The following is a 20444-nucleotide window of genomic DNA, read 5'->3' as shown; positions in this document are numbered from 1 at the left end:
CCTGTCGCAGAGATGCCGACTAGGCGTTGTCCCCCTTGCTCCCCTCGCTCCCCTCGTCCACCAGCGCCCGCATGCGGGCACGAGCGCCCTCGCGGCGCAGGGCAGCCAGCTCCTCAAGGAATGTGGTGCGGAACCGCTCGTCGTCGGCCAGGTCCCCGAAGACCTCCCGGTTGCCGATGAAGCTGAGGTCCTCGCCCGCCTCCTGCCTCTCAGCGAGTGGCCGCAGGTCGTCGGCCACCGGGATCTCCTGCCCGTTCTCGTCGGTGCCGAGCACTCCCAGCGACCACGCGGCGCACATGGCCGCACCCAGCCGTAGTGACCCGTCGGCTGCCAGGTTGTCTCGCACGGTCGGCAGCACGAACTTCGGCATCCCGGAGGGGCCGAACTGTGCCAGCCGCAGCAGGGTGTCCGCGATGGCCTCGTTGGTGAAGCGCTCGAAGAGCGTGTCGATGTAGGTGTCCAGGTCGATGCCAGGTACGGGAAGCAGCCGCGGCCGCGCCTCGCGCTGCAGGTAGGCGCGCACCCACGCGGCGATGTCGGCGTCGGCGGCAGCCGTGTGGGCGTACTCCATCCCCAGCAGCCTGCCCCAGTGGGCCAGCCCCTGGTGGGCGGCGTTGAGCAGGCGCAGCTTCATGAGCTCGTAGGGGACCACGTCCTCCACCAGCTGGGCGCCGACCTCCTCGAAGGCGGGACGCCCGGCGGGGAACGCGTCCTCCAGGACCCACTGGGTGAAGGGCTCGGCGACGACGGGCCAGGCGTCGTCCAGGCCTTCCAGGGTGCGGACCTCCTCAATGTCTGTCTGCGTGGTCGCGGGAGTGATGCGGTCCACCATGCAGTTGGGGAAGGAGACGTTGTCCTGGATCCACCCGGCCAGCTCGGGGTCGCTCATCCGCGCCTGGGACACGACGGCGGTCCTGGCGACCTTGCCGTTTCCGGGCAGGTTGTCGCAGCTCATGACGGTGAAGGGCTGGGTCCCGGCCTCACGGCGACGGCGCAGCGCCTCCACGACGTAGCCGAAGGTTGTCGTGGGCTGCCCCGGGTGGGCCGCGTCGTGGAGTGCCCCGGGGGAGTCGGTGCGGAAGGCCCCGGTGGCGTCGTCGATGTTGTAGCCGCCCTCGGTCACAGTCAGCGACACGATGCGGGTCGTGGGCGCGGCCATGAGTCCTAGGACGGCCTCGGGGTCGTCAGGGGCGAAGAGGTAGCGGTGGACCGATCCGATGACCGCGGGCTCGCGCCGACCGCCAGGGTGCTTGAGCACGAGGGTGTACAGATGGTCCTGGCCCTCCAGGGCGTCTCGCATGCGGGCGTCACCGGGCAGCAGCCCGACGCCGCAGATGCCCCAGTCCGCTGCCTTTCCCTGGCGCATGAGGCGGTCAACGTACATGGCCTGGTGGGAGCGGTGGAAGCCGCCCACGCCGATGTGGACGATGCCGGTGGTGACGGCGGAGCGGTCGTAGCCCGGTGCCAGCGGTGACTCGGCCAGTGGCTGGCCGGGGGTGGTGGGAGAGTGGGTGGTCATGATGGTCTCGCTTTCGTCAGCGGTGAGTAGAGTGCGTGGTTGGAGGCGTGCGTTGTCTGGGTGTGAGAAGGGGATGGCGGGCACCTGTCCTGCCGGGGGCTCTGCCATGGTGCCATGGTCCCTGCAGAGAGCCTGTCGTGGTGCCTGTGGGGAAGTGGAGGGACCGTCTCCCCGGGTCCTGGAGGGTGCCCGCCACGCACCCCTAGCGTGCGGCCTCCTTGTCCCTGATCTCCTTGTCCCTGATCTCGGGCTCCTCGTGCAGGATCCGGGCGTTGCCCGGGAGCTTGAGGAAGAACAGGAGGATGAAGGAGATGCCGTAGATGCCGGCCAGGGCCAGCCCGGGAGCGGCGTAGTCATTGGCACTGTTCCCGTCGCCGATCAGCAGCAGCGAGACGATTCCCGGCCCGACGAAGGCCCCCAGCCCTGCGCCCAGGTTGAGGATGGCCAGGGAGTTGCCGGTCTCCCCCTTGGCGTGGGCCATGACGAGCGGTGTGGTGGGCACGTGCGCGGACAGGCCGATGCCGATGGCGGCCATGCCCAGTGAGACGAGCCAGAAGTTCGGCCCGGCGACCATGGGGATGAAGTAGAGGTAGACCAGGGAGGCCCCAGTCAGGGGGGCGGCGATCCACTGGAGGGTGTTGCGCCAGCCGAGCCGGTCCCCGACCACGCCCCACACGACGTCCCCGATGATCGCGACGAGCCCAAAGACCGCGAAGGCACGGGCGGCGTCAGCCTCCGGCATCCCGTAGACGCGGTGGAGGTAGACCAGGTAGTAGGCCTGCATGCCGTACTGCCCCGACAGGTTGATGACCTTGACGATACCCATGAGGGAGACCTTGGGGTGGCGCCACAGGACGCTGACCCCCTCGAAGAGGGACGTTGCCACGGACACGCCCGTGGTCCGGGTCGAGGAGGGGTGGCGCAGCAGGAACAGCCACAGGATGGTGCCGCCGATGCCGGCCAGCGCCAGACCCAGCCAGAGGGTGGCGATGTGGCCGATGGGGTCGAGCAGCAGGGAGGACAGCCAGGAGCCGAGGAGCTGCATGCCCAGGGAGAAGGCGAACCAGAACCAGCCTGAGGCGGCGCCCTGGCGCTCGGTGGGGGTCACCATCATGACCCAGGTGAGGAAGCCGTAGGCAAGCATGGGGTACCCCAGTCCCCGCCCCCCGTAGAGGAACATGACCAGGGGGAGGTTCCCGGACGGCAGTCCGACGACGATGAACAGGAAGTCGAAGACCATGAAGGACAGGAAGCCGATGAGCATGACCCTGCGCGGCCCGATGCCGTCGCACAGGGCGCCGGAGAGGAAGGCTCCCACGGCGACAACGACGCCGTAGGCGGTGTAGATGTCAGTACCTTGCGAGGTGTCGAAGCCAACGGCGTCGCTGGACAAGTAGCTGACGATCCACACGGCCTCGATCCCGTCCCCGATGACGAAGATGATGACGGCCAGGAACCCGACGGCCAGGTCGGTGGGGAATCCGGTGCGCTGGATCGCGGCCACCACTGGGTTTGAGCTAGGCATTGATAGACCTCGGTGTGAGACGACGGTGTCTGCGGGCTGGCCCGGTGGCGACGGCACTGTGGTTTCCGTAGCCGTGACCGCCCGTGTTTCTATCGTGGGCTGTGGTGCGGGTCTCGTGGTTGCCCGGTCCGTTGAGAGGAGGTGACCGCTTTCTGACTGCTTGTCGACCGGTGCGCCCGGTTGTCGCGGTCGCACTGTTGCGGTGCCTCCGTGGTGTGTTCGCGCTGCTGGCGCGGCCTGTGGTGATGTGACCGTGTGGTGACGGGGGCGGCGGGTAGGGCTGGTGAGAAGAGGGAGCAGCGCCACCCTGAGCTGACCGCTATGGACTGTGACGGTGACCGCTTTGTGAGGGTGGAGGTGGGGCGGGGGCAGGGTGACCGGCCAGGCTCCCCGACCCCCAGCTCCCGGGGGTGGGTGTGGGGGCCGGGGGTGGGGTGACCGAGTTCGCGAGACTTTGTGCAGGTGCGCAGCTTCCTTGCGCCCATTCGTGCGTGTACAGTTTTCCTGTTCCGTGATGAGGCAGGACAGACCCCTGTTCCCCACCCAGAGACAGAAGGTGTGCCATGTTGTCGGTTGTTGTTTCAGTCCTTGTCGCCCTGGTGGCGCTGGTTGTGGTGGTGGCTGTGGTGCACCGGGGCAGCGGGCCGCGCACGCGGCTGCTCCAGCTGGCTGCCGCGTCCATGCTCGTGTCGGTGCTGCTGCGCGAGTACGAGGCGGTTTACGGGGACCAGGTGGTGGTGGACCTGGTCAAGCGCCTGGTGTTCCTGGTGACGATGGTGTCGGTGGCGGTGCTGGTGATGACGTTCCGGCGTGGCGGGCTGTCGCGGCGTGCGGCCTGGCGGGTGGCCGGGGCGGGCGCCGTGCTGGGTGTGGTGGACTGTGTGGCTGCGGCGGCGATGCCGCTGCGTGAGGGCGGCCTGCTCTACCCCTACGACCAGGCGGGGGTCTCGGCCTGGGTGGGGGTCTACTACGGGACCTACGAGGTGGCCCTGGCCGCGATGGCGGTGGCCCTGGGTGCGGGCGCGGTGTCGGCGCTGGTGCGCAGGGGGCAGCCAGGGGCGGCACGGGTGTCCCTGGTGTCGCTGCTGGTGGCGGCGGGGCTGACGGTGGTCTACGCGGGCGTGGGTGTGGCCTCGCTGGCGGGGCTGGCTGGGCCTGGGGGCCGGGAGGTGCGTCACGTGCTGTTCCTGGTGGTGCTGGTGCTGATCGTGGTGGCGCTGGCTGTGGGCGGTGTGCGCCGGATCGTGGAGGAGGGCCGCTCGGTGCTGGTGGAGCGCGTGGGTGAGCAGGTGGTGGAGCCGCTGTGGCGGGAGGTCACCCGGGTGCGTCCGGGGGTGCGGTTGTCGGTGGAGGGGCTGTCGGCTGGTGAGCGGGTGGTGCGTCAGGTGGTGGAGACCAACGACGTGCTGCACCTGGTGCGCTACGGGGAGGGCGCGGCGGGTGTGGCCGAGCCTGCTGGCCCGGCGGGCACGGCCGAGCTGGTGGTGGGCCTGGTGGGGCGTGAGGCGGTGCCGCGTCCGCTGGGGTGGTGGGACCGGGTGCTGGTGGGCCTGGGGCGGGTGGTGCTGCCGCGTGACGAGGTCAGCGCCTCCCTGCGCGAGCTCTACGAGCTGCGCCTGGCCCTGGCCCCCTACTACCCCGCACCCACACGCTAGGGGCACGAGACGGACTTCGATCTCGTAGACCCCGGTACGCGACCCCGCCTCCTCACGCGAGGGGGTGCCCCCCGGCCGCACCTAACCCACATCTGGTGGACGGCCCCGCCTCCTCACGCGAGGGGGTGCTCCCCGGCCTCTATGACCTGTGGCCGTGGCACCGGACCTAGACCCGCTCCACCTTGGTGCCCAGGAGCGACAGGCGCTGCGCCGTCGTGGAGCGTAGCTCGTGGCCGGTCAGGATCACCTCCATCTCCCGCACGTGGGCGAAGCGGGTGAATGTCTGGCGCCCGAACTTCTCATGGCCTCCCACGAAGACGCTGCGCCGGGCCGAGGCAATGACGGTCTCCTTGACGGAGGCGACAGCAGGGTCAGGGGTGGACAGCCAGCCGTCCTCGCTGACACCGTTTGCGCCGACAAAAGCCAGGTCCGGGGTCATCTGCCGCAGGGTGCCCAGAGCCCAGAAGTCGACGACCCCCATGGTGGTGCGTCGTACCCGCCCACCGACGCTGATGACCCGGGTGCGGGGACGCTCGCTCATCTCCATGGCTGTAGGAAGGGACGTGGTGATGATGGTGAGGTCGCGCTCCACGCTCAGTGCCCGCCCGACCAGCAGGGGTAGGTAGCCCTCGTCGAGGAAGATGGTCTCCGCAGTGTCGACGTACCTGTTGGCGGTGGCGGCAATTCTCAGCTTCTCCTCGGTCTGGTGAGTCTCCCGGAAGGCGCGGTCGGTCTCGAAGGTGGAGACGTCCACAGCGGTGACCTCACCGTAGGAACGGGTGACCAGGCCCCGGTCCTCCAGGGCGCGCACGTCACGCCGGGCGGTCTCTTGGGAGACGCCGAACTGGGTGGACAGGTCGGAGACAGCCAGCGTGCCATGCTCGCGGATGAGGGCCAGCAGGACCTCACGGCGGTCACGGGCGCTGCCCACCGGACCTGTGGTGGCAGTGGCAGAGGCTGTTGAGCTGGCTGGCGGGGGGTTCGCTGACGGCTCTGAGGTGGACGTCGGCGTGGTCGAGGGCGAAGTGGCTGGAGACGAGGTAGTCGGGGACGAGGAGGGCTGAGGGGTGGTGACATCGTCGTTACCCATATCTCCATGGTGCGCCCGCAGGCGGTTGCGCGCAGCTGGCTACGGGCGCACATCTTCGGGTCTGTCTTGCGGCCGGAGTGGTGGGGCTCCGGCGTGAGGGTGCCAGTCCGCTGGCAGTGGGCGTGTTGATGTCGGTTGAAGATGTGCAGCAGCCGATTCTCCCCGGCTCCAGGGGGTCAGGATGGGGTTGCCGTGCGTGGAGTTAGGAGGAGGTTCCTGTGCCGGTGAGGATGATGAGGTTGCAGCTGGTGGAGACGGCGAGCTCGTCGAGGGTGAATTGTTCTGAGTCTCCTTCGAGGGTGGCGTTGGTGGTGTCGAGGATCTGGTTGGCGTCCTGGGCGGGGACGGTGGTGAAGGCGCAGTGGTGGGGGACGTGGTGGTGGAGGTCGGGGTGGACGGGTGGCAGGAGGGCCGCTGTCCCTGTGGAGGCGTCGTCGAGGGCCTGGGTGGTGGCTGGCCTGACGGAGACGACGGCGTGGAACCAGTAGGGACGATCAGGCTCCGGCAGCCGTGACTCGCTCTTGCTGACCCTGTACTGTGCGACAAAGTGTGCCTCTGTGGCGGTGATGCCTGGCATGCGTTGGGTCACTGAGCTTAGAGACGTCTGGGCTTTCAGCGGCTCGGGTACGTATTGGGTGAAGTCGGCGAAGCGGTCGTCCTGCGGCTCCTCCTGGCCGGGGAGGGGCAGGACGGAGCACCCCGTCAGGAGGACGGCGCAGGCGGTTGCTGTGCTGAGGGGTCCGTGTCTCGTGTGTTTTCTCATGTCCAGGTCTTCCTCTTTTTCTTAGTCTCAGCGGGTGCAAAGCGGTGTACAGGGATGAGCCTGTCAGCGAGCGCCGCAAAGGTTGGAGACATGGTGATTCCTGGTCCCCAATGCTAGATGGCTGCCGGTCCTTCATGGCGGGGAGGTGTCTGCTCCAAGGACGGACGGGATGCCTGCTGGTAGGCAGGCCGGGGTGTCGGCGTAGCCTGCAGGCTTTCTGGCAAGGACGCCCTTGGCTGTCACCAGGGCGTGGGTCCGTGTGGTGACCGGGCCTGGTAGGCCGTTGCCGGAGTCATCGCAGACAATCCACCGGCGTGGCTCGTCACCTCGTAGGCCCGGAATGAGTGGCAGAAGCGCAGCGGTGTCGGTTCGAAGTCGGCCGGTCACCATCGACGCAACCTCCTCAGTACTGCCTGCCGTCAGGGTAGCGGTTGGCCTGGTCGCCGCCACCGGGCTCGTGGCGGGGGTAGCGGCCTCCACCGTTGTCCCACCCGCCGCGCCAGTCGTTGCGGTCCCGGGACTCATCGTCGTGCGAGTCGCCTGGCTCCTGGCCGGAGCCGTCCCCGAGCTGGGGCGGCTCCTCCCCGACCTTCCACGACACCGTTCGGGTGAGGGTCCCGCTCGTGTCAAAACTCCGCGCCCAGCCTAGCTCCTCAAAGCGGCCGTTTTCGGCGTCAGGGATACCTGTGGCCTTGTCGGCCATGTTGTTGTTGAAGTTCCATCGGTCTCTTGCTGTGACTGTCGTTGTCAGTGTCACCGTGTCACCCTCAACTCTGAGTGTGGAGTCGCTGTAGTAGTGGTGCTGACCGATGGTTTTTGACCAGTTGTCCGTGGTGGTATCGCCCTGACGTATAGGGGAGTGCAACTTGGTGTCGGTATAGCCATTCTCGACGAGCTCGTTGGCTGCCGTGATGGTCTCGTTCAGCTCTCCGTCAACCTCTTTGCGGATCGAGGTGTCCTCCCGGTACCCCTCCTCGTAGTCGAAGGTCATAGGTGTGCCGCTGGCGTCCCGGTAGTGCTCGTACATGGGCAGAGCGTCGTCGAGGTCGGGGCGCAGCGCCTGGGCTCCTCGCAGCATCGCCTCCCACCGGAGCCAGGAGAGCTCGTCCTCGACGGTGGCGGTCCCCCTCTTGGAGCCGAATGGGAAATCGTCGTCAAATTTGATGGTCCGGTCCGGGGGCTCCCCGGTCGTGTAGCCATTGGCGGTGGTGTATGGGGCCTCCTGTGGCGACATGGGCGCAGTAGGTGCTGTAGAGGCCAGCTGGGCCGTGGCCTGGGTGTCCACCAGGGTGATCGCTTGGGCGAAGGCGTTGAGCGTCGTCTGCATGGCGGCCATCTGGGTCAGGAGGAAACCTTGCCCGGTAGCCTGCTGCTGAGCCGCCGACAGGGACAGCGTCCAGTCGTCCGCGACCTCGAAACCCGCAGCCTCCATCTGCTGCGCGGCATCTACCGCTCTTCGGCAGGCGGTGTTCTTGGCCTTTGCATACCACTCCAGCAGGTTGGCATGCTGTATGAGGCTGGTGGCCAGCCCCTCTACCGTGCCTGCTACTGAGGTGGCGCGTGCTGCAAAGGCTGCTGCGGCCCTGCCCTTCCACCCCTCGGCAGCCGTCGTCTTGGCGCTGACGATCCCGTGCGCGGCGTCTTGGGCGGTGCGCCCCTGTGAGTTCAAGCGAAAAGCGGCCTGGTAGTAAGGCTCCGGGGTGAAGGACGCCGCAGCCGACAGCGTGACGGTCGTAGTCATGGCCGCAACCAGCTTTCTCGCAGGAGGTGCCTGGCGGAGGCGGCGATGTCCTCCTCGGTGAGCTCGAAGTAGTCTGAGGCTGTCCGGATGCCCGCTGCTACCGTGTCAAGGTCTTCGAGCACGCTGCGGTGCTCGTCCGCCAGGTTGAACAAGGAGCCGTTGAAGGCTGCCGGGAACCCGGAGGTCGCCTCCTGGGCGCTCACCAGGCAGCTGGTTGGCGAGTCGGAGAGGGTGTCGTGCTCCTGGTCCAGCCTGGAAGCAGTATGCGCCAGCACGTCGAAACGAATCTCAAGATCGTAGCTCACGGAACTTACTGTAGGTGACGTGCTGGTCGCTGCGTCCCACTATGTTGGTCTTGAGATCTAGTCAACATTCTTCTGGAGTGCTGGCAGCCGGGCACCGTGAGATCGCCAGGGAAGACGCGCCCCTGGGTGTGCGCAACCACACGACCACCAGGGCGCCAGGTGCCGGGGGTGGCCAGCGGGTGCCGGAGGGTCGCAGTCGGTACGCGCCCGCCCGCGCCTCAGGCGGGCGTGTAACCGCCCAGCCACCCCTGGGAGGCGGCCAGCACCAGTACGCACAGGAGCAGGAGCAGGCCCACCGAGTACGGGGCCGCCTTGCGCAGGATCTCCGGCTCCGAGCCGGGGGAGTCCACGGCGGTGGTCACCACGGCCAGGTTCTGCGGGGAGACGATCTTGCCCAGCCCGCCGCCGATGGTGTTGGCCGCCAGCAGGAGCCGGGGGTCCAGGTCCGCCCCCTGGGCTGCCGTGGCCTGGAGGTTGGCGAAGAGCGCGCCAGCGCTGGTGGCCGACCCCGCCACCGCCGTGCCGATCCAGCCCAGGACCGGGGACAGGAAGGCGAAGGCCCCGCCAGCCGTGGCCAGGGCCACGCCCACCGCAGAGGTCTGTCCGGAGAAGTTCATGACGTAGGCCAGGGCCATGACCGTCGCGATCGTCAGGATCGACAGGCGCAGGTTGTAGCAGGTCTCCGGCAGGGCACGGAACCCTCGTGCGGCGGTCATCGGGACGAGGTCAGCGCCTCCCTGCGCGAGCTCTACGAGCTGCGCCTGGCCCTGGCCCCTTACTACCCCGCACCCACACGCTAGGGGCACGAGACGGACTTCGATCTCGTAGACCCCGGTACGTGGCCCCGCCTCCTCACGCGAGGGGGTGCTCCCCGGCCTCTATGACCTGTGGCCGTGGCACCGGACCTAGACCCGCTCCACCTTGGTGCCCAGGAGCGACAGGCGCTGCGCCGTCGTGGAGCGTAGCTCGTGGCCGGTCAGGATCACCTCCATCTCCCGCACGTGGGCGAAGCGGGTGAATGTCTGGCGCCCGAACTTCTCATGGCCTCCCACGAAGACGCTGCGCCGGGCCGAGGCAATGACGGTCTCCTTGACGGAGGCGACAGCAGGGTCAGGGGTGGACAGCCAGCCGTCCTCGCTGACACCGTTTGCGCCGACAAAAGCCAGGTCCGGGGTCATCTGCCGCAGGGTGCCCAGAGCCCAGAAGTCGACGACCCCCATGGTGGTGCGTCGTACCCGCCCACCGACGCTGATGACCCGGGTGCGGGGACGCTCGCTCATCTCCATGGCTGTAGGAAGGGACGTGGTGATGATGGTGAGGTCGCGCTCCACGCTCAGTGCCCGCCCGACCAGCAGGGGTAGGTAGCCCTCGTCGAGGAAGATGGTCTCCGCAGTGTCGACGTACCTGTTGGCGGTGGCGGCAATTCTCAGCTTCTCCTCGGTCTGGTGAGTCTCCCGGAAGGCGCGGTCGGTCTCGAAGGTGGAGACGTCCACAGCGGTGACCTCACCGTAGGAACGGGTGACCAGGCCCCGGTCCTCCAGGGCGCGCACGTCACGCCGGGCGGTCTCTTGGGAGACGCCGAACTGGGTGGACAGGTCGGAGACAGCCAGCGTGCCATGCTCGCGGATGAGGGCCAGCAGGACCTCACGGCGGTCACGGGCGCTGCCCACCGGACCTGTGGTGGCAGTGGCAGAGGCTGTTGAGCTGGCTGGCGGGGGGTTCGCTGACGGCTCTGAGGTGGACGTCGGCGTGGTCGAGGGCGAAGTGGCTGGAGACGAGGTAGTCGGGGACGAGGAGGGCTGAGGGGTGGTGACATCGTCGTTACCCATATCTCCATGGTGCGCCCGCAGGCGGTTGCGCGCAGCTGGCTACGGGCGCACATCTTCGGGTCTGTCTTGCGGCCGGAGTGGTGGGGCTCCGGCGTGAGGGTGCCAGTCCGCTGGCAGTGGGCGTGTTGATGTCGGTTGAAGATGTGCAGCAGCCGATTCTCCCCGGCTCCAGGGGGTCAGGATGGGGTTGCCGTGCGTGGAGTTAGGAGGAGGTTCCTGTGCCGGTGAGGATGATGAGGTTGCAGCTGGTGGAGACGGCGAGCTCGTCGAGGGTGAATTGTTCTGAGTCTCCTTCGAGGGTGGCGTTGGTGGTGTCGAGGATCTGGTTGGCGTCCTGGGCGGGGACGGTGGTGAAGGCGCAGTGGTGGGGGACGTGGTGGTGGAGGTCGGGGTGGACGGGTGGCAGGAGGGCCGCTGTCCCTGTGGAGGCGTCGTCGAGGGCCTGGGTGGTGGCTGGCCTGACGGAGACGACGGCGTGGAACCAGTAGGGACGATCAGGCTCCGGCAGCCGTGTGTCTTGGGCGTTTCGGTAGCGATGCTGGATGACGTAGTGCGCCTGTGACGCCTGGGCTCCTGGAATAAGATCCTGGACGAACGTGGTGTCATCAAGGACCTCCAGCTCATCTGGTACGTATTGGGTGAAGTCGGCGAAGCGGTCGTCCTGCGGCTCCTCCTGGCCGGGGAGGGGCAGGACGGAGCACCCCGTCAGGAGGACGGCGCAGGCGGTTGCTGTGCTGAGGGGTCCGTGTCTCGTGTGTTTTCTCATGTCCAGGTCTTCCTCTTTTTCTTAGTCTCAGCGGGTGCAAAGCGGTGTACAGGGATGAGCCTGTCAGCGAGCGCCGCAAAGGTTGGAGACATGGTGATTCCTGGTCCCCAATGCTAGATGGCTGCCGGTCCTTCATGGCGGGGAGGTGTCTGCTCCAAGGACGGACGGGATGCCTGCTGGTAGGCAGGCCGGGGTGTCGGCGTAGCCTGCAGGCTTTCTGGCAAGGACGCCCTTGGCTGTCACCAGGGCGTGGGTCCGTGTGGTGACCGGGCCTGGTAGGCCGTTGCCGGAGTCATCGCAGACAATCCACCGGCGTGGCTCGTCACCTCGTAGGCCCGGAATGAGTGGCAGAAGCGCAGCGGTGTCGGTTCGAAGTCGGCCGGTCACCATCGACGCAACCTCCTCAGTACTGCCTGCCGTCAGGGTAGCGGTTGGCCTGGTCGCCGCCACCGGGCTCGTGGCGGGGGTAGCGGCCTCCACCGTTGTCCCACCCGCCGCGCCAGTCGTTGCGGTCCCGGGACTCATCGTCGTGCGAGTCGCCTGGCTCCTGGCCGGAGCCGTCCCCGAGCTGGGGCGGCTCCTCCCCGACCTTCCACGACACCGTTCGGGTGAGGGTCCCGCTCGTGTCAAAACTCCGCGCCCAGCCTAGCTCCTCAAAGCGGCCGTTTTCGGCGTCAGGGATACCTGTGGCCTTGTCGGCCATGTTGTTGTTGAAGTTCCATCGGTCTCTTGCTGTGACTGTCGTTGTCAGTGTCACCGTGTCACCCTCAACTCTGAGTGTGGAGTCGCTGTAGTAGTGGTGCTGACCGATGGTTTTTGACCAGTTGTCCGTGGTGGTATCGCCCTGACGTATAGGGGAGTGCAACTTGGTGTCGGTATAGCCATTCTCGACGAGCTCGTTGGCTGCCGTGATGGTCTCGTTCAGCTCTCCGTCAACCTCTTTGCGGATCGAGGTGTCCTCCCGGTACCCCTCCTCGTAGTCGAAGGTCATAGGTGTGCCGCTGGCGTCCCGGTAGTGCTCGTACATGGGCAGAGCGTCGTCGAGGTCGGGGCGCAGCGCCTGGGCTCCTCGCAGCATCGCCTCCCACCGGAGCCAGGAGAGCTCGTCCTCGACGGTGGCGGTCCCCCTCTTGGAGCCGAATGGGAAATCGTCGTCAAATTTGATGGTCCGGTCCGGGGGCTCCCCGGTCGTGTAGCCATTGGCGGTGGTGTATGGGGCCTCCTGTGGCGACATGGGCGCAGTAGGTGCTGTAGAGGCCAGCTGGGCCGTGGCCTGGGTGTCCACCAGGGTGATCGCTTGGGCGAAGGCGTTGAGCGTCGTCTGCATGGCGGCCATCTGGGTCAGGAGGAAACCTTGCCCGGTAGCCTGCTGCTGAGCCGCCGACAGGGACAGCGTCCAGTCGTCCGCGACCTCGAAACCCGCAGCCTCCATCTGCTGCGCGGCATCTACCGCTCTTCGGCAGGCGGTGTTCTTGGCCTTTGCATACCACTCCAGCAGGTTGGCATGCTGTATGAGGCTGGTGGCCAGCCCCTCTACCGTGCCTGCTACTGAGGTGGCGCGTGCTGCAAAGGCTGCTGCGGCCCTGCCCTTCCACCCCTCGGCAGCCGTCGTCTTGGCGCTGACGATCCCGTGCGCGGCGTCTTGGGCGGTGCGCCCCTGTGAGTTCAAGCGAAAAGCGGCCTGGTAGTAAGGCTCCGGGGTGAAGGACGCCGCAGCCGACAGCGTGACGGTCGTAGTCATGGCCGCAACCAGCTTTCTCGCAGGAGGTGCCTGGCGGAGGCGGCGATGTCCTCCTCGGTGAGCTCGAAGTAGTCTGAGGCTGTCCGGATGCCCGCTGCTACCGTGTCAAGGTCTTCGAGCACGCTGCGGTGCTCGTCCGCCAGGTTGAACAAGGAGCCGTTGAAGGCTGCCGGGAACCCGGAGGTCGCCTCCTGGGCGCTCACCAGGCAGCTGGTTGGCGAGTCGGAGAGGGTGTCGTGCTCCTGGTCCAGCCTGGAAGCAGTATGCGCCAGCACGTCGAAACGAATCTCAAGATCGTAGCTCACGGAACTTACTGTAGGTGACGTGCTGGTCGCTGCGTCCCACTATGTTGGTCTTGAGATCTAGTCAACATTCTTCTGGAGTGCTGGCAGCCGGGCACCGTGAGATCGCCAGGGAAGACGCGCCCCTGGGTGTGCGCAACCACACGACCACCAGGGCGCCAGGTGCCGGGGGTGGCCAGCGGGTGCCGGAGGGTCGCAGTCGGTACGCGCCCGCCCGCGCCTCAGGCGGGCGTGTAACCGCCCAGCCACCCCTGGGAGGCGGCCAGCACCAGTACGCACAGGAGCAGGAGCAGGCCCACCGAGTACGGGGCCGCCTTGCGCAGGATCTCCGGCTCCGAGCCGGGGGAGTCCACGGCGGTGGTCACCACGGCCAGGTTCTGCGGGGAGACGATCTTGCCCAGCCCGCCGCCGATGGTGTTGGCCGCCAGCAGGAGCCGGGGGTCCAGGTCCGCCCCCTGGGCTGCCGTGGCCTGGAGGTTGGCGAAGAGCGCGCCAGCGCTGGTGGCCGACCCCGCCACCGCCGTGCCGATCCAGCCCAGGACCGGGGACAGGAAGGCGAAGGCCCCGCCAGCCGTGGCCAGGGCCACGCCCACCGCAGAGGTCTGTCCGGAGAAGTTCATGACGTAGGCCAGGGCCATGACCGTCGCGATCGTCAGGATCGACAGGCGCAGGTTGTAGCAGGTCTCCGGCAGGGCACGGAACCCTCGTGCGGCGGTCATCGGGAACAGGCCCCCCGAGGAGCGTGCGGCGTACACCAGGGTCACGATGACCGCCGTGAGGAAGATCCACGTCCCGGGGTTGGACAGGGTCTGCAGCGTGTAGACCGCCGACTGGGAGGCCTCGCCGGAGGGGGTCAGCAGGGACCCGTACACCCCCGGCCACTGGACGGCGACGTCGGTGGAGGCCAGGACCTCGCGCAGGTCCACGCCGACCCGCCACAGCTTGGTGACGGCGATGATCACCACCACCAGCACGTAGGGCAGCAGGGCCAGGACGACGCGCTCACGGTCCGGCCGGTCCTGCTCCGCCACCTCGGAGCGGTACTCCTGCGGCGTGCTCGGCGTCCACACCAGAAGGAACAGGTAGGAGGCGGCGAAGCCCAGGAGGGCGGCGATGACGCTGGTGAGCTCGTAGGACACCGAGGGGGACAGGAAGTGCCCCACACCGGTTGCCAGCCCGGCGACCAGGGCGAGGGGCCACAGTTGGCGCAGGGCGCGTGCCCCGTCGAGCACGGACAGCAGGATGAAGGGCATGAGCACGCACATGAGCCAGGTGAAGCGGCCCATGAACGTGGCGACCACGGCCGGGTCCTCGCCCCCGCCCAGGTTGGCGGCCGTCGTCACCGGGATCGCCATCGCCCCGAAGCCCACGTAGATCGAGTTGCCCACGATGGTCAGCAGCGCCGCCTTGATCCTGGGCAGCCCCAGGACCAGGAGCATCGCGGCGGTGATCGCCACTGGTGCCCCGAACCCGGCCAGGCCCTCCAGCAGCCCGCAGAAGGAGAAGGCCACGATCAGCGCCTGGGCGCGCTGGTCGCCCTTGCCGATCGTGTTGAACACAGCCCTCAGGTCCCGGGAGCGGCCCGAGACCTCGGTGAGGTTGTAGAGCCACACAGCCGCGATGATGATGTAGATGATGGGGACGAACCCCATGGCCAGCCCCTGCGTGGCGGACAGGGCCGTCATCCCCACTGGCATGCGGAAGCACACGACTGCCAGGAGGGCGGAGACCCCCAGGCAGATGAGGGAGCACCAGTGGGTGGGCACCTTGAAGGCCCCCATGAGGACGAAGAAGAGGATCAGTGGGGCCAGCCCGACCAGGGCCGTGAGGAAGACATTGCTACCGACAGCGGTGGTGGAGGGGGTGAAGGAGGTTGCGAGCTGCAGGACCGGCATGGTGAGGGGCGTCATTGCGTGCTCTCCAGGTCTGGTGCGTGGTCGTGCCAGACGGTGTGTCCGTGGACGGCGCTGGTGGTGCGCCTCCCGGCGGACGGTGCCGTCCGAGGAGACACCGGACTGAACCGGAGCCGGGGCGGGACGGGCTTCTGGGCCAGGGCTGCAGAGCCGGGGCCGACCGGGCCGGTGGTCGTACGGTGTGCACCGATGGTGCCATGTTGTCGTCACGTTGTCACGGGATTGCGTCGGCTGCCCCGCAACGTGGGCGCGTCTGGTGCAGGTGCCCTGTCGCTGCCACTCACCCTGCTGCACATCTTCAAGCCACCTGGGTCTTCTGGTGGAGGCCAGATCCTTGCCCTGCCAAGGGAGCGGCTTTCGCTTAGGTGCTGAAGATGTGCAACGCACTCTCTGGCGCACATCTTCAGCATCCAGAGTCCTGTCTCGAGGATGGTCTTTCGGGATCTTTCAGCATCTTTCCGCATGATTGCAGGACACGGCTGTCGCGCCACCAGGTTGAAGATGTGCAGGATGATGGTGGGGCTGAAGCCCGGCGGGGGGATCGGCAGGTACCGAGAACGTCGTGGGACAGCGCGGCTCCGCGCTGTCCCACGACGTTCTTGCTGCCTGGGCTGCCAGGTGCCCGGGCCTGCGGGGGCGACCACCAGCAGGCCAGGACCGGCCAGGTGCCCGGGCCTGCGGGGGCGACCACTGAGAGCTGCCGGGTGGGCCAGTCGGCTCACCCGGGCAGGACTGCTACTCGACCACGTCCTCGTCCACCCAGTCGAGGGTGCGGGTCACCGCCTTCTTCCAGTTACGGAAGAGGCGCTCGCGCTCGGCCTCCTCCATGGCGGGCTCCCAGCGCTTGCCCTCGGCCCAGTTGTCGATGACGTCCTGGGTGCCGGACCAGAAGCCCACGGCGATACCGGCGGCGTAGGCCGCGCCCAGCGCCGTGGTCTCGGTGACCTGGGGGCGCACCACAGGCACGCCCACCTGGTCGGCCTGGAACTGCATGAGCAACTCGTCGCGAGTCATGCCCCCGTCCACCTTGAGCTCGGTCAGCGTGGTGCCGGAGGCGGCCGCGTCGCGGTTCATCGCCTCCAGGACCTCACGGGTCTGGAAGGCGGTGGACTCCTCCACGGCCCTGGCGATGTGGCCCTTGTTGACGTAGCGGGTCAGGCCCACCAGCGCGCCGCGCGCGTCGGGGCGCCAGTAGGGGGCGAACAGCCCGGAGAAGGCGGGCACGAAGTAGGCGCCGCCGTTGTCCTCCACCGTCTTGGCCAGCTCCTCGACGTCCTTGGAGTCCTGGATGATCCCCAGGTTGTCGCGCAGCCACTGGACCAGGGAGCCTGCGACCGCGATGGAGCCCTCCAGGGCGTAGACGGCGGGCTGGTCCCCGATCTGGTAGCACACGGTGGTCAGCAGGCCGTTCTCGCTGCGCACCGGGGTGGTCCCGGTGTTGATGAGCATGAAACAACCCGTGCCGTAGGTGTTCTTGGCCTGGCCCACCTCGAAGCAGGCCTGGCCGAAGGTGGCTGCCTGCTGGTCCCCCAGGATGCCGGAGACGGGTGTGTCAATCAGCAGGCCGTTCTTGCGGCCGTAGCCGAAGACGCCCGAGGAAGGCTTGATCTCAGGCAGCATGGAGGTGGGAATCCCCATGTCCGCGCAGATGTCCTCGTTCCAGTCGAGGGTGTCGATGTTCATGAGCATCGTGCGCGAGGCGTTGGTGACGTCGGTGGCGTGGACGCCGCCGTTGACGCCACCGGTCATGTTCCACAGCACCCAGGTGTCCATGGTGCCCATGAGCAGGTCGCCGGCCTCGGCCCGCTGCCGGGCGCCCTCGACGTTCTCCAGGATCCAGGCGACCTTGGGGCCGGAGAAGTAGGTGGCCAGCCCCAGGCCCACCTGGTCCTTGTACCTGTCGGGGCCGACGTCCCCGGCCAGGCGGTCACAGATGGCCTGGGTGCGGGTGTCCTGCCAGACGATGACGTTGTACACCGGCTCCCCGGTGCTCTTGTCCCACACCACGGCGCTCTCACGCTGGTTGGTGATGCCCACCGAGGCGATCTGGTGGCGGTTGACCTCCGCCTTGGACAGCACCCCGGCCACGACGGAGCGCACGTTGTCCCAGATCTCGACGGCGTCGTGCTCCACCCAGCCGGCGCGGGGGAAGATCTGCTCGTGCTCCTTCTGGTCCACCGCGACGATGGCTCCAGCGTGGTCAAAGAGGATCGCACGCGAGGACGTGGTGCCCTGGTCGATCGACAGCACGTACTGCTTCTCGACGGTACCTGGGTTCTCGGACATGGGGGTTCCTTTCACTCCGTTGTGAGTCCGTATGCGGACACGGTAGGTGTGACGGTCCTGCTCAGAACAGGCCGGCAAGGTTGGGGACGATCAGTCCCGCAGCCACGCCACCGATGATCGGTCCGACGACGGGGACCCAGGAGTAGGCCCAGTCGGAGCCGCCCTTGCCGGGGATCGGCAGGAAGGCGTGGGCGATGCGCGGACCGAGGTCACGGGCGGGGTTGATGGCGTATCCGGTGGGGCCACCCAGGCTCAGGCCGATAGCGACGATGACCAGCGCCACGGCCAGCGGGCCGAGCTGGGAGGGGGTCTGGCCGGAGGCAAGGATCCAGCCGACCAGGACGAAGGTGGCGATAGCCTCGGTGACGACGTTCCACCCGTAGGAGCGCACGGCCGGCCCGGTAGCGAAGACCCCGAGCTTGGCGGCGGGGTCGGCGTCCTGGTCGAACTGCTTCTTGTAGGTCAGCCACACGGCCACGGCACCCAGGATCGCGCCCACGAACTGGGCGACGACGTACACGGCGATGTTGCCAGCAGTGGCGGGGACACCCTCGGCCAGGTCGCTGCCGGCGACGGTCAGGCCGACGGTGACTGCCGGGTTGAGGTGGGCTCCGGTGGCGTAGGCGCCGTAGACGCCGGCGAAGACCGCCAGGCCCCACCCCCAGGTGACGACGATCCACCCGGCGTCCTTGGCCTTGGAGGTAGGCAGTGACACGGCCGCCACCACTCCGACACCCAGAAGGATGAGGAGGAAGGTCCCAAAGGCCTCTGAGAGGAAGATCTCTACCATGGACAGTTCTGTCATCGTGGTTCGCTTTCTGCGTGCCGGCCCGGGTGGCCGCACGCGGTGTCGGGCGCGGCGGGCTGCCGTGCTCTGGACAAGGAAAAGGTGCCGTGGCCAAGCCGGTGGACGTGCTCCCACCAGGCAGCCGGTGGGCCTGTAGCAGGAGCGCAGCCGTCTGGACGTGGGCGCCAGGACGTCACACGGGCTGTGGAAGGTTCTCGCACGACGTCGGGAGAACTGTAGGGACCAGTGTGGCGCAGTCGCGTGAGAAGCTCGGCGAGTCCCCCCTTTGTGACCTTTCTGGGTGCGTGTCCGGGCACGTGCTGGGGCGTGCCCGGACAGGTGGGCTACCGCTCCTTTCCTGTCTCAGATCGGCCGGGAGACGTGGGTGACGGCAGCGGCGTCGCTCGTCTCCGTCTCGGCAGCGGCGAGCTGTGCCACCCGCTCGGCGTAGGACTCGCGCTCGGCGGACACCTTCTTCTGGTCCCAGTCCAGCAGGGGGGCCATGATGGCCAGGACCTCGTCGGCGGCACCCAGGCCCCGGTCCCGCCGGGAGATGTCCAGGCGCACTCGGCGGGTCAGGACGTCCTCCAGGTGCTCCGCCCCCTCGTGGGTCACGGCCCAGGCGACCTCGGCGCGCAGGTACTGCGGGGCCGCCTCCAGTGGTGCTGCCAGCCCCAGGCGCTCGGGCTCTGGCGCAGCGGCGTCCGCGTCGATGGCGGCCAGCACCTCGGTGGTCTCCGAGCCGTAGCGGTCCAGCAGGTGGGTGACGCGTTCCAGGGTCCACCCCCGCTCCTGGGCGATCCTCCCGGCCTGGGAGACCAGGTCGGCGTACCCTGCGGCCCCGACCAGGGGGAGGTCGGTGGTGGCGGAGGGGTGGGTCGTGGCCAGGCCCTCTCCCAGGGCGTGGTCGACGGCGTCGGCGGCCATGACCCGGTAGGTGGTCAGCTTGCCCCCGGCGATAGCGGTCAGGCCCGGGGCCACCCGGGTCACGGTGTGCTCGCGGGAGACCTTGGTGGAGGCCGCCTGCGCCCCCGGCCTGAGGCGGGGCTGGAGCAGGGGGCGCAGGCCCGCGTAGACGCCGATGATGTCCTCACGTCGCACGGGGCGTGTCAGGACCGAGTTGGCGTGCTCCAGGACGTAGTCGACGTCTGCCGAGGTGGCCACAGGCTTGGCGACGTCCTGGTCCCAGGGGGTGTCGGTGGTGCCGATGACCCAGTAGTCCGGCCAGGGGATGATGAACAGGACGGACTTCTCGGTGCGCAGGAAGATGCCGGTCTCGGCGTCGATGACCTCCTTGGGCACCACGATGTGGATGCCCTTGGAGGCCAGGACCTTGAGGCCTCCCTCCTGGGTGGCCAGGTCCTGGACGTCCTCGGTCCACACCCCGGTGGCGTTGATGGTCCGCCTGGCGCGGACCTCCAGCTCCTGGCCGGTGGCCAGGTCGGTGACGCGGGCCCCGGTGACGTGGTCGTGGGCGTCCTTGAGGAAGCCGGTGACCTTGGTGCGGGAGGCGGCGTGGGCGCCCAGGCCGACGGCGGTGCGCACCAGGTCGATGACCAGGCGGGCGTCGTCCACGCGGGCGTCGTAGAAGCGGATGGCGCCCGCCAGGTGGGAGGTGTCCAGGGCGGGTGCCAGGGCGGCGGTGCCCTTGCGGCCCAGGTGCTGCTGGATGGGCACGGTCTTGTGCCCGCGCGCACCTGCCAGGGCCAGGGCGTCGTAGAGGCCGACTCCGACCGCAGAGTAGGACCTCTCGTAGTGGTGCTTGAGGGGCCAGAGGAAGGGCTGGGCCTTGACCAGGTGCGGCGCGGTGGTGGTCAGCAGGCGGCCGCGCTCGGTGAGGGCCTCGTGGACCAGGGCGAAGTCCAGCTGGTAGAGGTAGCGCAGCCCGCCGTGGACGAGCTTGGAGGAGTAGGACGAGGTCCCGGCGGCCCAGTCGCCCATCTCGACAATGCCGGTGCGCAGGCCGCGGGAGGCGGCGTCCAGGGCGATGCCGGCGCCGGTGACTCCTCCTCCGACGACCAGGAGGTCGAGCCCCTCGGAGGAGCTCAGCTCGGCCAGTGCCGCCTGGCGCTGGCTGTGGTTGAGGGCTGTGGACGGGTGGTCGGTGGCGGGGCTCATGAGCTGTCTCCTGTCAGCGTTGACTGTGCCTGCACTGGTGCCAGCCTCGTGCTGGCCCCGAGCCTGTGCCATCTCTGCGGACGGGCGTGCAGGTGCGGGGAGGT

The 20444-nt window shown here is 68.2% G+C and carries 17 protein-coding genes and 1 pseudogene; 3 read left to right on the top strand and 15 right to left on the bottom strand.

Annotation, left to right across the window (positions count from 1 at the left end):
- Positions 1-19 precede the first annotated feature (19 nt).
- Positions 20-1519 carry a mannitol dehydrogenase family protein gene (locus tag CWS50_RS09720; RefSeq protein WP_127842633.1) on the bottom strand — a complete coding sequence of 500 codons (1500 nt, stop codon included), beginning with the start codon at positions 1517-1519 and terminating at the stop codon, positions 20-22.
- A 202-nt stretch (positions 1520-1721) separates the two neighbouring features.
- A complete protein-coding gene (locus CWS50_RS09715; protein WP_127842632.1) occupies positions 1722-3044 on the bottom strand; it encodes an RbtT/DalT/CsbX family MFS transporter in 1323 nt (440 codons plus the stop codon).
- Between the two features lie 563 nt (positions 3045-3607).
- Here CWS50_RS09715 and CWS50_RS13845 point away from each other — a divergent pair.
- On the top strand, positions 3608-4699 hold the full coding sequence (locus CWS50_RS13845; RefSeq protein WP_127842631.1) for a hypothetical protein: 1092 nt from the start codon (positions 3608-3610) through the stop codon (positions 4697-4699).
- A gap of 166 nt (positions 4700-4865) precedes the next feature.
- Here the strand turns inward: CWS50_RS13845 and CWS50_RS09705 are convergent, their stop codons facing one another.
- Positions 4866-5630 carry a DeoR/GlpR family DNA-binding transcription regulator gene (locus tag CWS50_RS09705; protein ID WP_127842629.1) on the bottom strand — a complete coding sequence of 255 codons (765 nt, stop codon included), beginning with the start codon at positions 5628-5630 and terminating at the stop codon, positions 4866-4868.
- 10 nt (positions 5631-5640) lie between these two features.
- Between CWS50_RS09705 and CWS50_RS13840 the strand changes: the two genes are divergently transcribed.
- Positions 5641-5763, top strand: a complete 123-nt coding sequence (locus CWS50_RS13840; RefSeq protein ID WP_257493101.1) for a hypothetical protein — start codon at positions 5641-5643, stop codon at positions 5761-5763.
- Between the two features lie 228 nt (positions 5764-5991).
- On the opposite strand, the gene CWS50_RS09700 is transcribed toward CWS50_RS13840, so the two are convergent.
- The 5 genes and pseudogenes from CWS50_RS09700 to CWS50_RS09680 all read right to left on the bottom strand — a co-directional run bounded on the left by CWS50_RS09700 (position 5992) and on the right by CWS50_RS09680 (position 10268).
- Positions 5992-6366 carry a hypothetical protein gene (locus CWS50_RS09700; RefSeq protein ID WP_243118275.1) on the bottom strand — a complete coding sequence of 125 codons (375 nt, stop codon included), beginning with the start codon at positions 6364-6366 and terminating at the stop codon, positions 5992-5994.
- A gap of 589 nt (positions 6367-6955) precedes the next feature.
- Positions 6956-8293 (bottom strand): hypothetical protein, encoded by a 1338-nt coding sequence (locus CWS50_RS09695; protein ID WP_127842627.1) that lies wholly within the window; start codon positions 8291-8293, stop codon positions 6956-6958.
- The gene (locus CWS50_RS09690) at positions 8290-8598 is read right to left on the bottom strand and encodes a hypothetical protein (protein ID WP_127842626.1); all 309 of its coding nucleotides are present in this window, start codon (positions 8596-8598) and stop codon (positions 8290-8292) included. The genes CWS50_RS09695 and CWS50_RS09690 overlap by 4 nt, the downstream gene beginning before the upstream one ends.
- Before the next feature lie 218 nt (positions 8599-8816).
- Positions 8817-9296 (bottom strand): annotated as a pseudogene (locus CWS50_RS09685) (L-lactate permease); the annotation flags it as partial.
- A gap of 207 nt (positions 9297-9503) precedes the next feature.
- Positions 9504-10268, bottom strand: a complete 765-nt coding sequence (locus CWS50_RS09680) for a DeoR/GlpR family DNA-binding transcription regulator (RefSeq protein WP_127842629.1) — start codon at positions 10266-10268, stop codon at positions 9504-9506.
- A gap of 10 nt (positions 10269-10278) precedes the next feature.
- On the opposite strand from CWS50_RS09680, the gene CWS50_RS13835 reads away from it, so the two are divergent.
- Positions 10279-10401: a hypothetical protein gene (locus tag CWS50_RS13835; protein WP_257493101.1), complete on the top strand. Its 123-nt coding sequence runs from the start codon at positions 10279-10281 to the stop codon at positions 10399-10401.
- A gap of 228 nt (positions 10402-10629) precedes the next feature.
- Here the strand turns inward: CWS50_RS13835 and CWS50_RS09675 are convergent, their stop codons facing one another.
- The 7 genes from CWS50_RS09675 to CWS50_RS09645 form a co-directional block, all read right to left on the bottom strand.
- On the bottom strand, positions 10630-11193 hold the full coding sequence (locus tag CWS50_RS09675) for a hypothetical protein (protein ID WP_127842628.1): 564 nt from the start codon (positions 11191-11193) through the stop codon (positions 10630-10632).
- A gap of 403 nt (positions 11194-11596) precedes the next feature.
- Positions 11597-12934 carry a hypothetical protein gene (locus CWS50_RS09670; protein ID WP_127842627.1) on the bottom strand — a complete coding sequence of 446 codons (1338 nt, stop codon included), beginning with the start codon at positions 12932-12934 and terminating at the stop codon, positions 11597-11599.
- Positions 12931-13239 (bottom strand): hypothetical protein, encoded by a 309-nt coding sequence (locus CWS50_RS09665; RefSeq protein ID WP_127842626.1) that lies wholly within the window; start codon positions 13237-13239, stop codon positions 12931-12933. Before CWS50_RS09665 ends, CWS50_RS09670 begins: the two co-directional genes overlap by 4 nt.
- 218 nt (positions 13240-13457) lie before the next feature.
- Entirely contained in the window at positions 13458-15146 is a 1689-nt protein-coding gene (locus CWS50_RS09660; RefSeq protein WP_127842625.1) for an L-lactate permease, read from the bottom strand.
- A 738-nt stretch (positions 15147-15884) separates the two neighbouring features.
- On the bottom strand, positions 15885-17435 hold the full coding sequence (glpK, locus tag CWS50_RS09655) for a glycerol kinase GlpK (protein WP_127842624.1): 1551 nt from the start codon (positions 17433-17435) through the stop codon (positions 15885-15887).
- Between the two features lie 61 nt (positions 17436-17496).
- The gene (locus tag CWS50_RS09650; RefSeq protein WP_127842623.1) at positions 17497-18240 is read right to left on the bottom strand and encodes an MIP/aquaporin family protein; all 744 of its coding nucleotides are present in this window, start codon (positions 18238-18240) and stop codon (positions 17497-17499) included.
- Positions 18241-18585: 345 nt separating this feature from the next.
- Complete coding sequence (locus tag CWS50_RS09645) at positions 18586-20340, bottom strand: glycerol-3-phosphate dehydrogenase/oxidase (RefSeq protein ID WP_127842622.1); 1755 nt, start codon at positions 20338-20340, stop codon at positions 18586-18588.
- Positions 20341-20444: the final 104 nt, after the last annotated feature.

Source organism: Actinomyces wuliandei, assembly GCF_004010955.1.
Classification (GTDB): Bacteria; Actinomycetota; Actinomycetes; order Actinomycetales; family Actinomycetaceae; genus Actinomyces; species Actinomyces wuliandei.
This window is presented reverse-complemented; position numbering and strand designations above follow the sequence as displayed.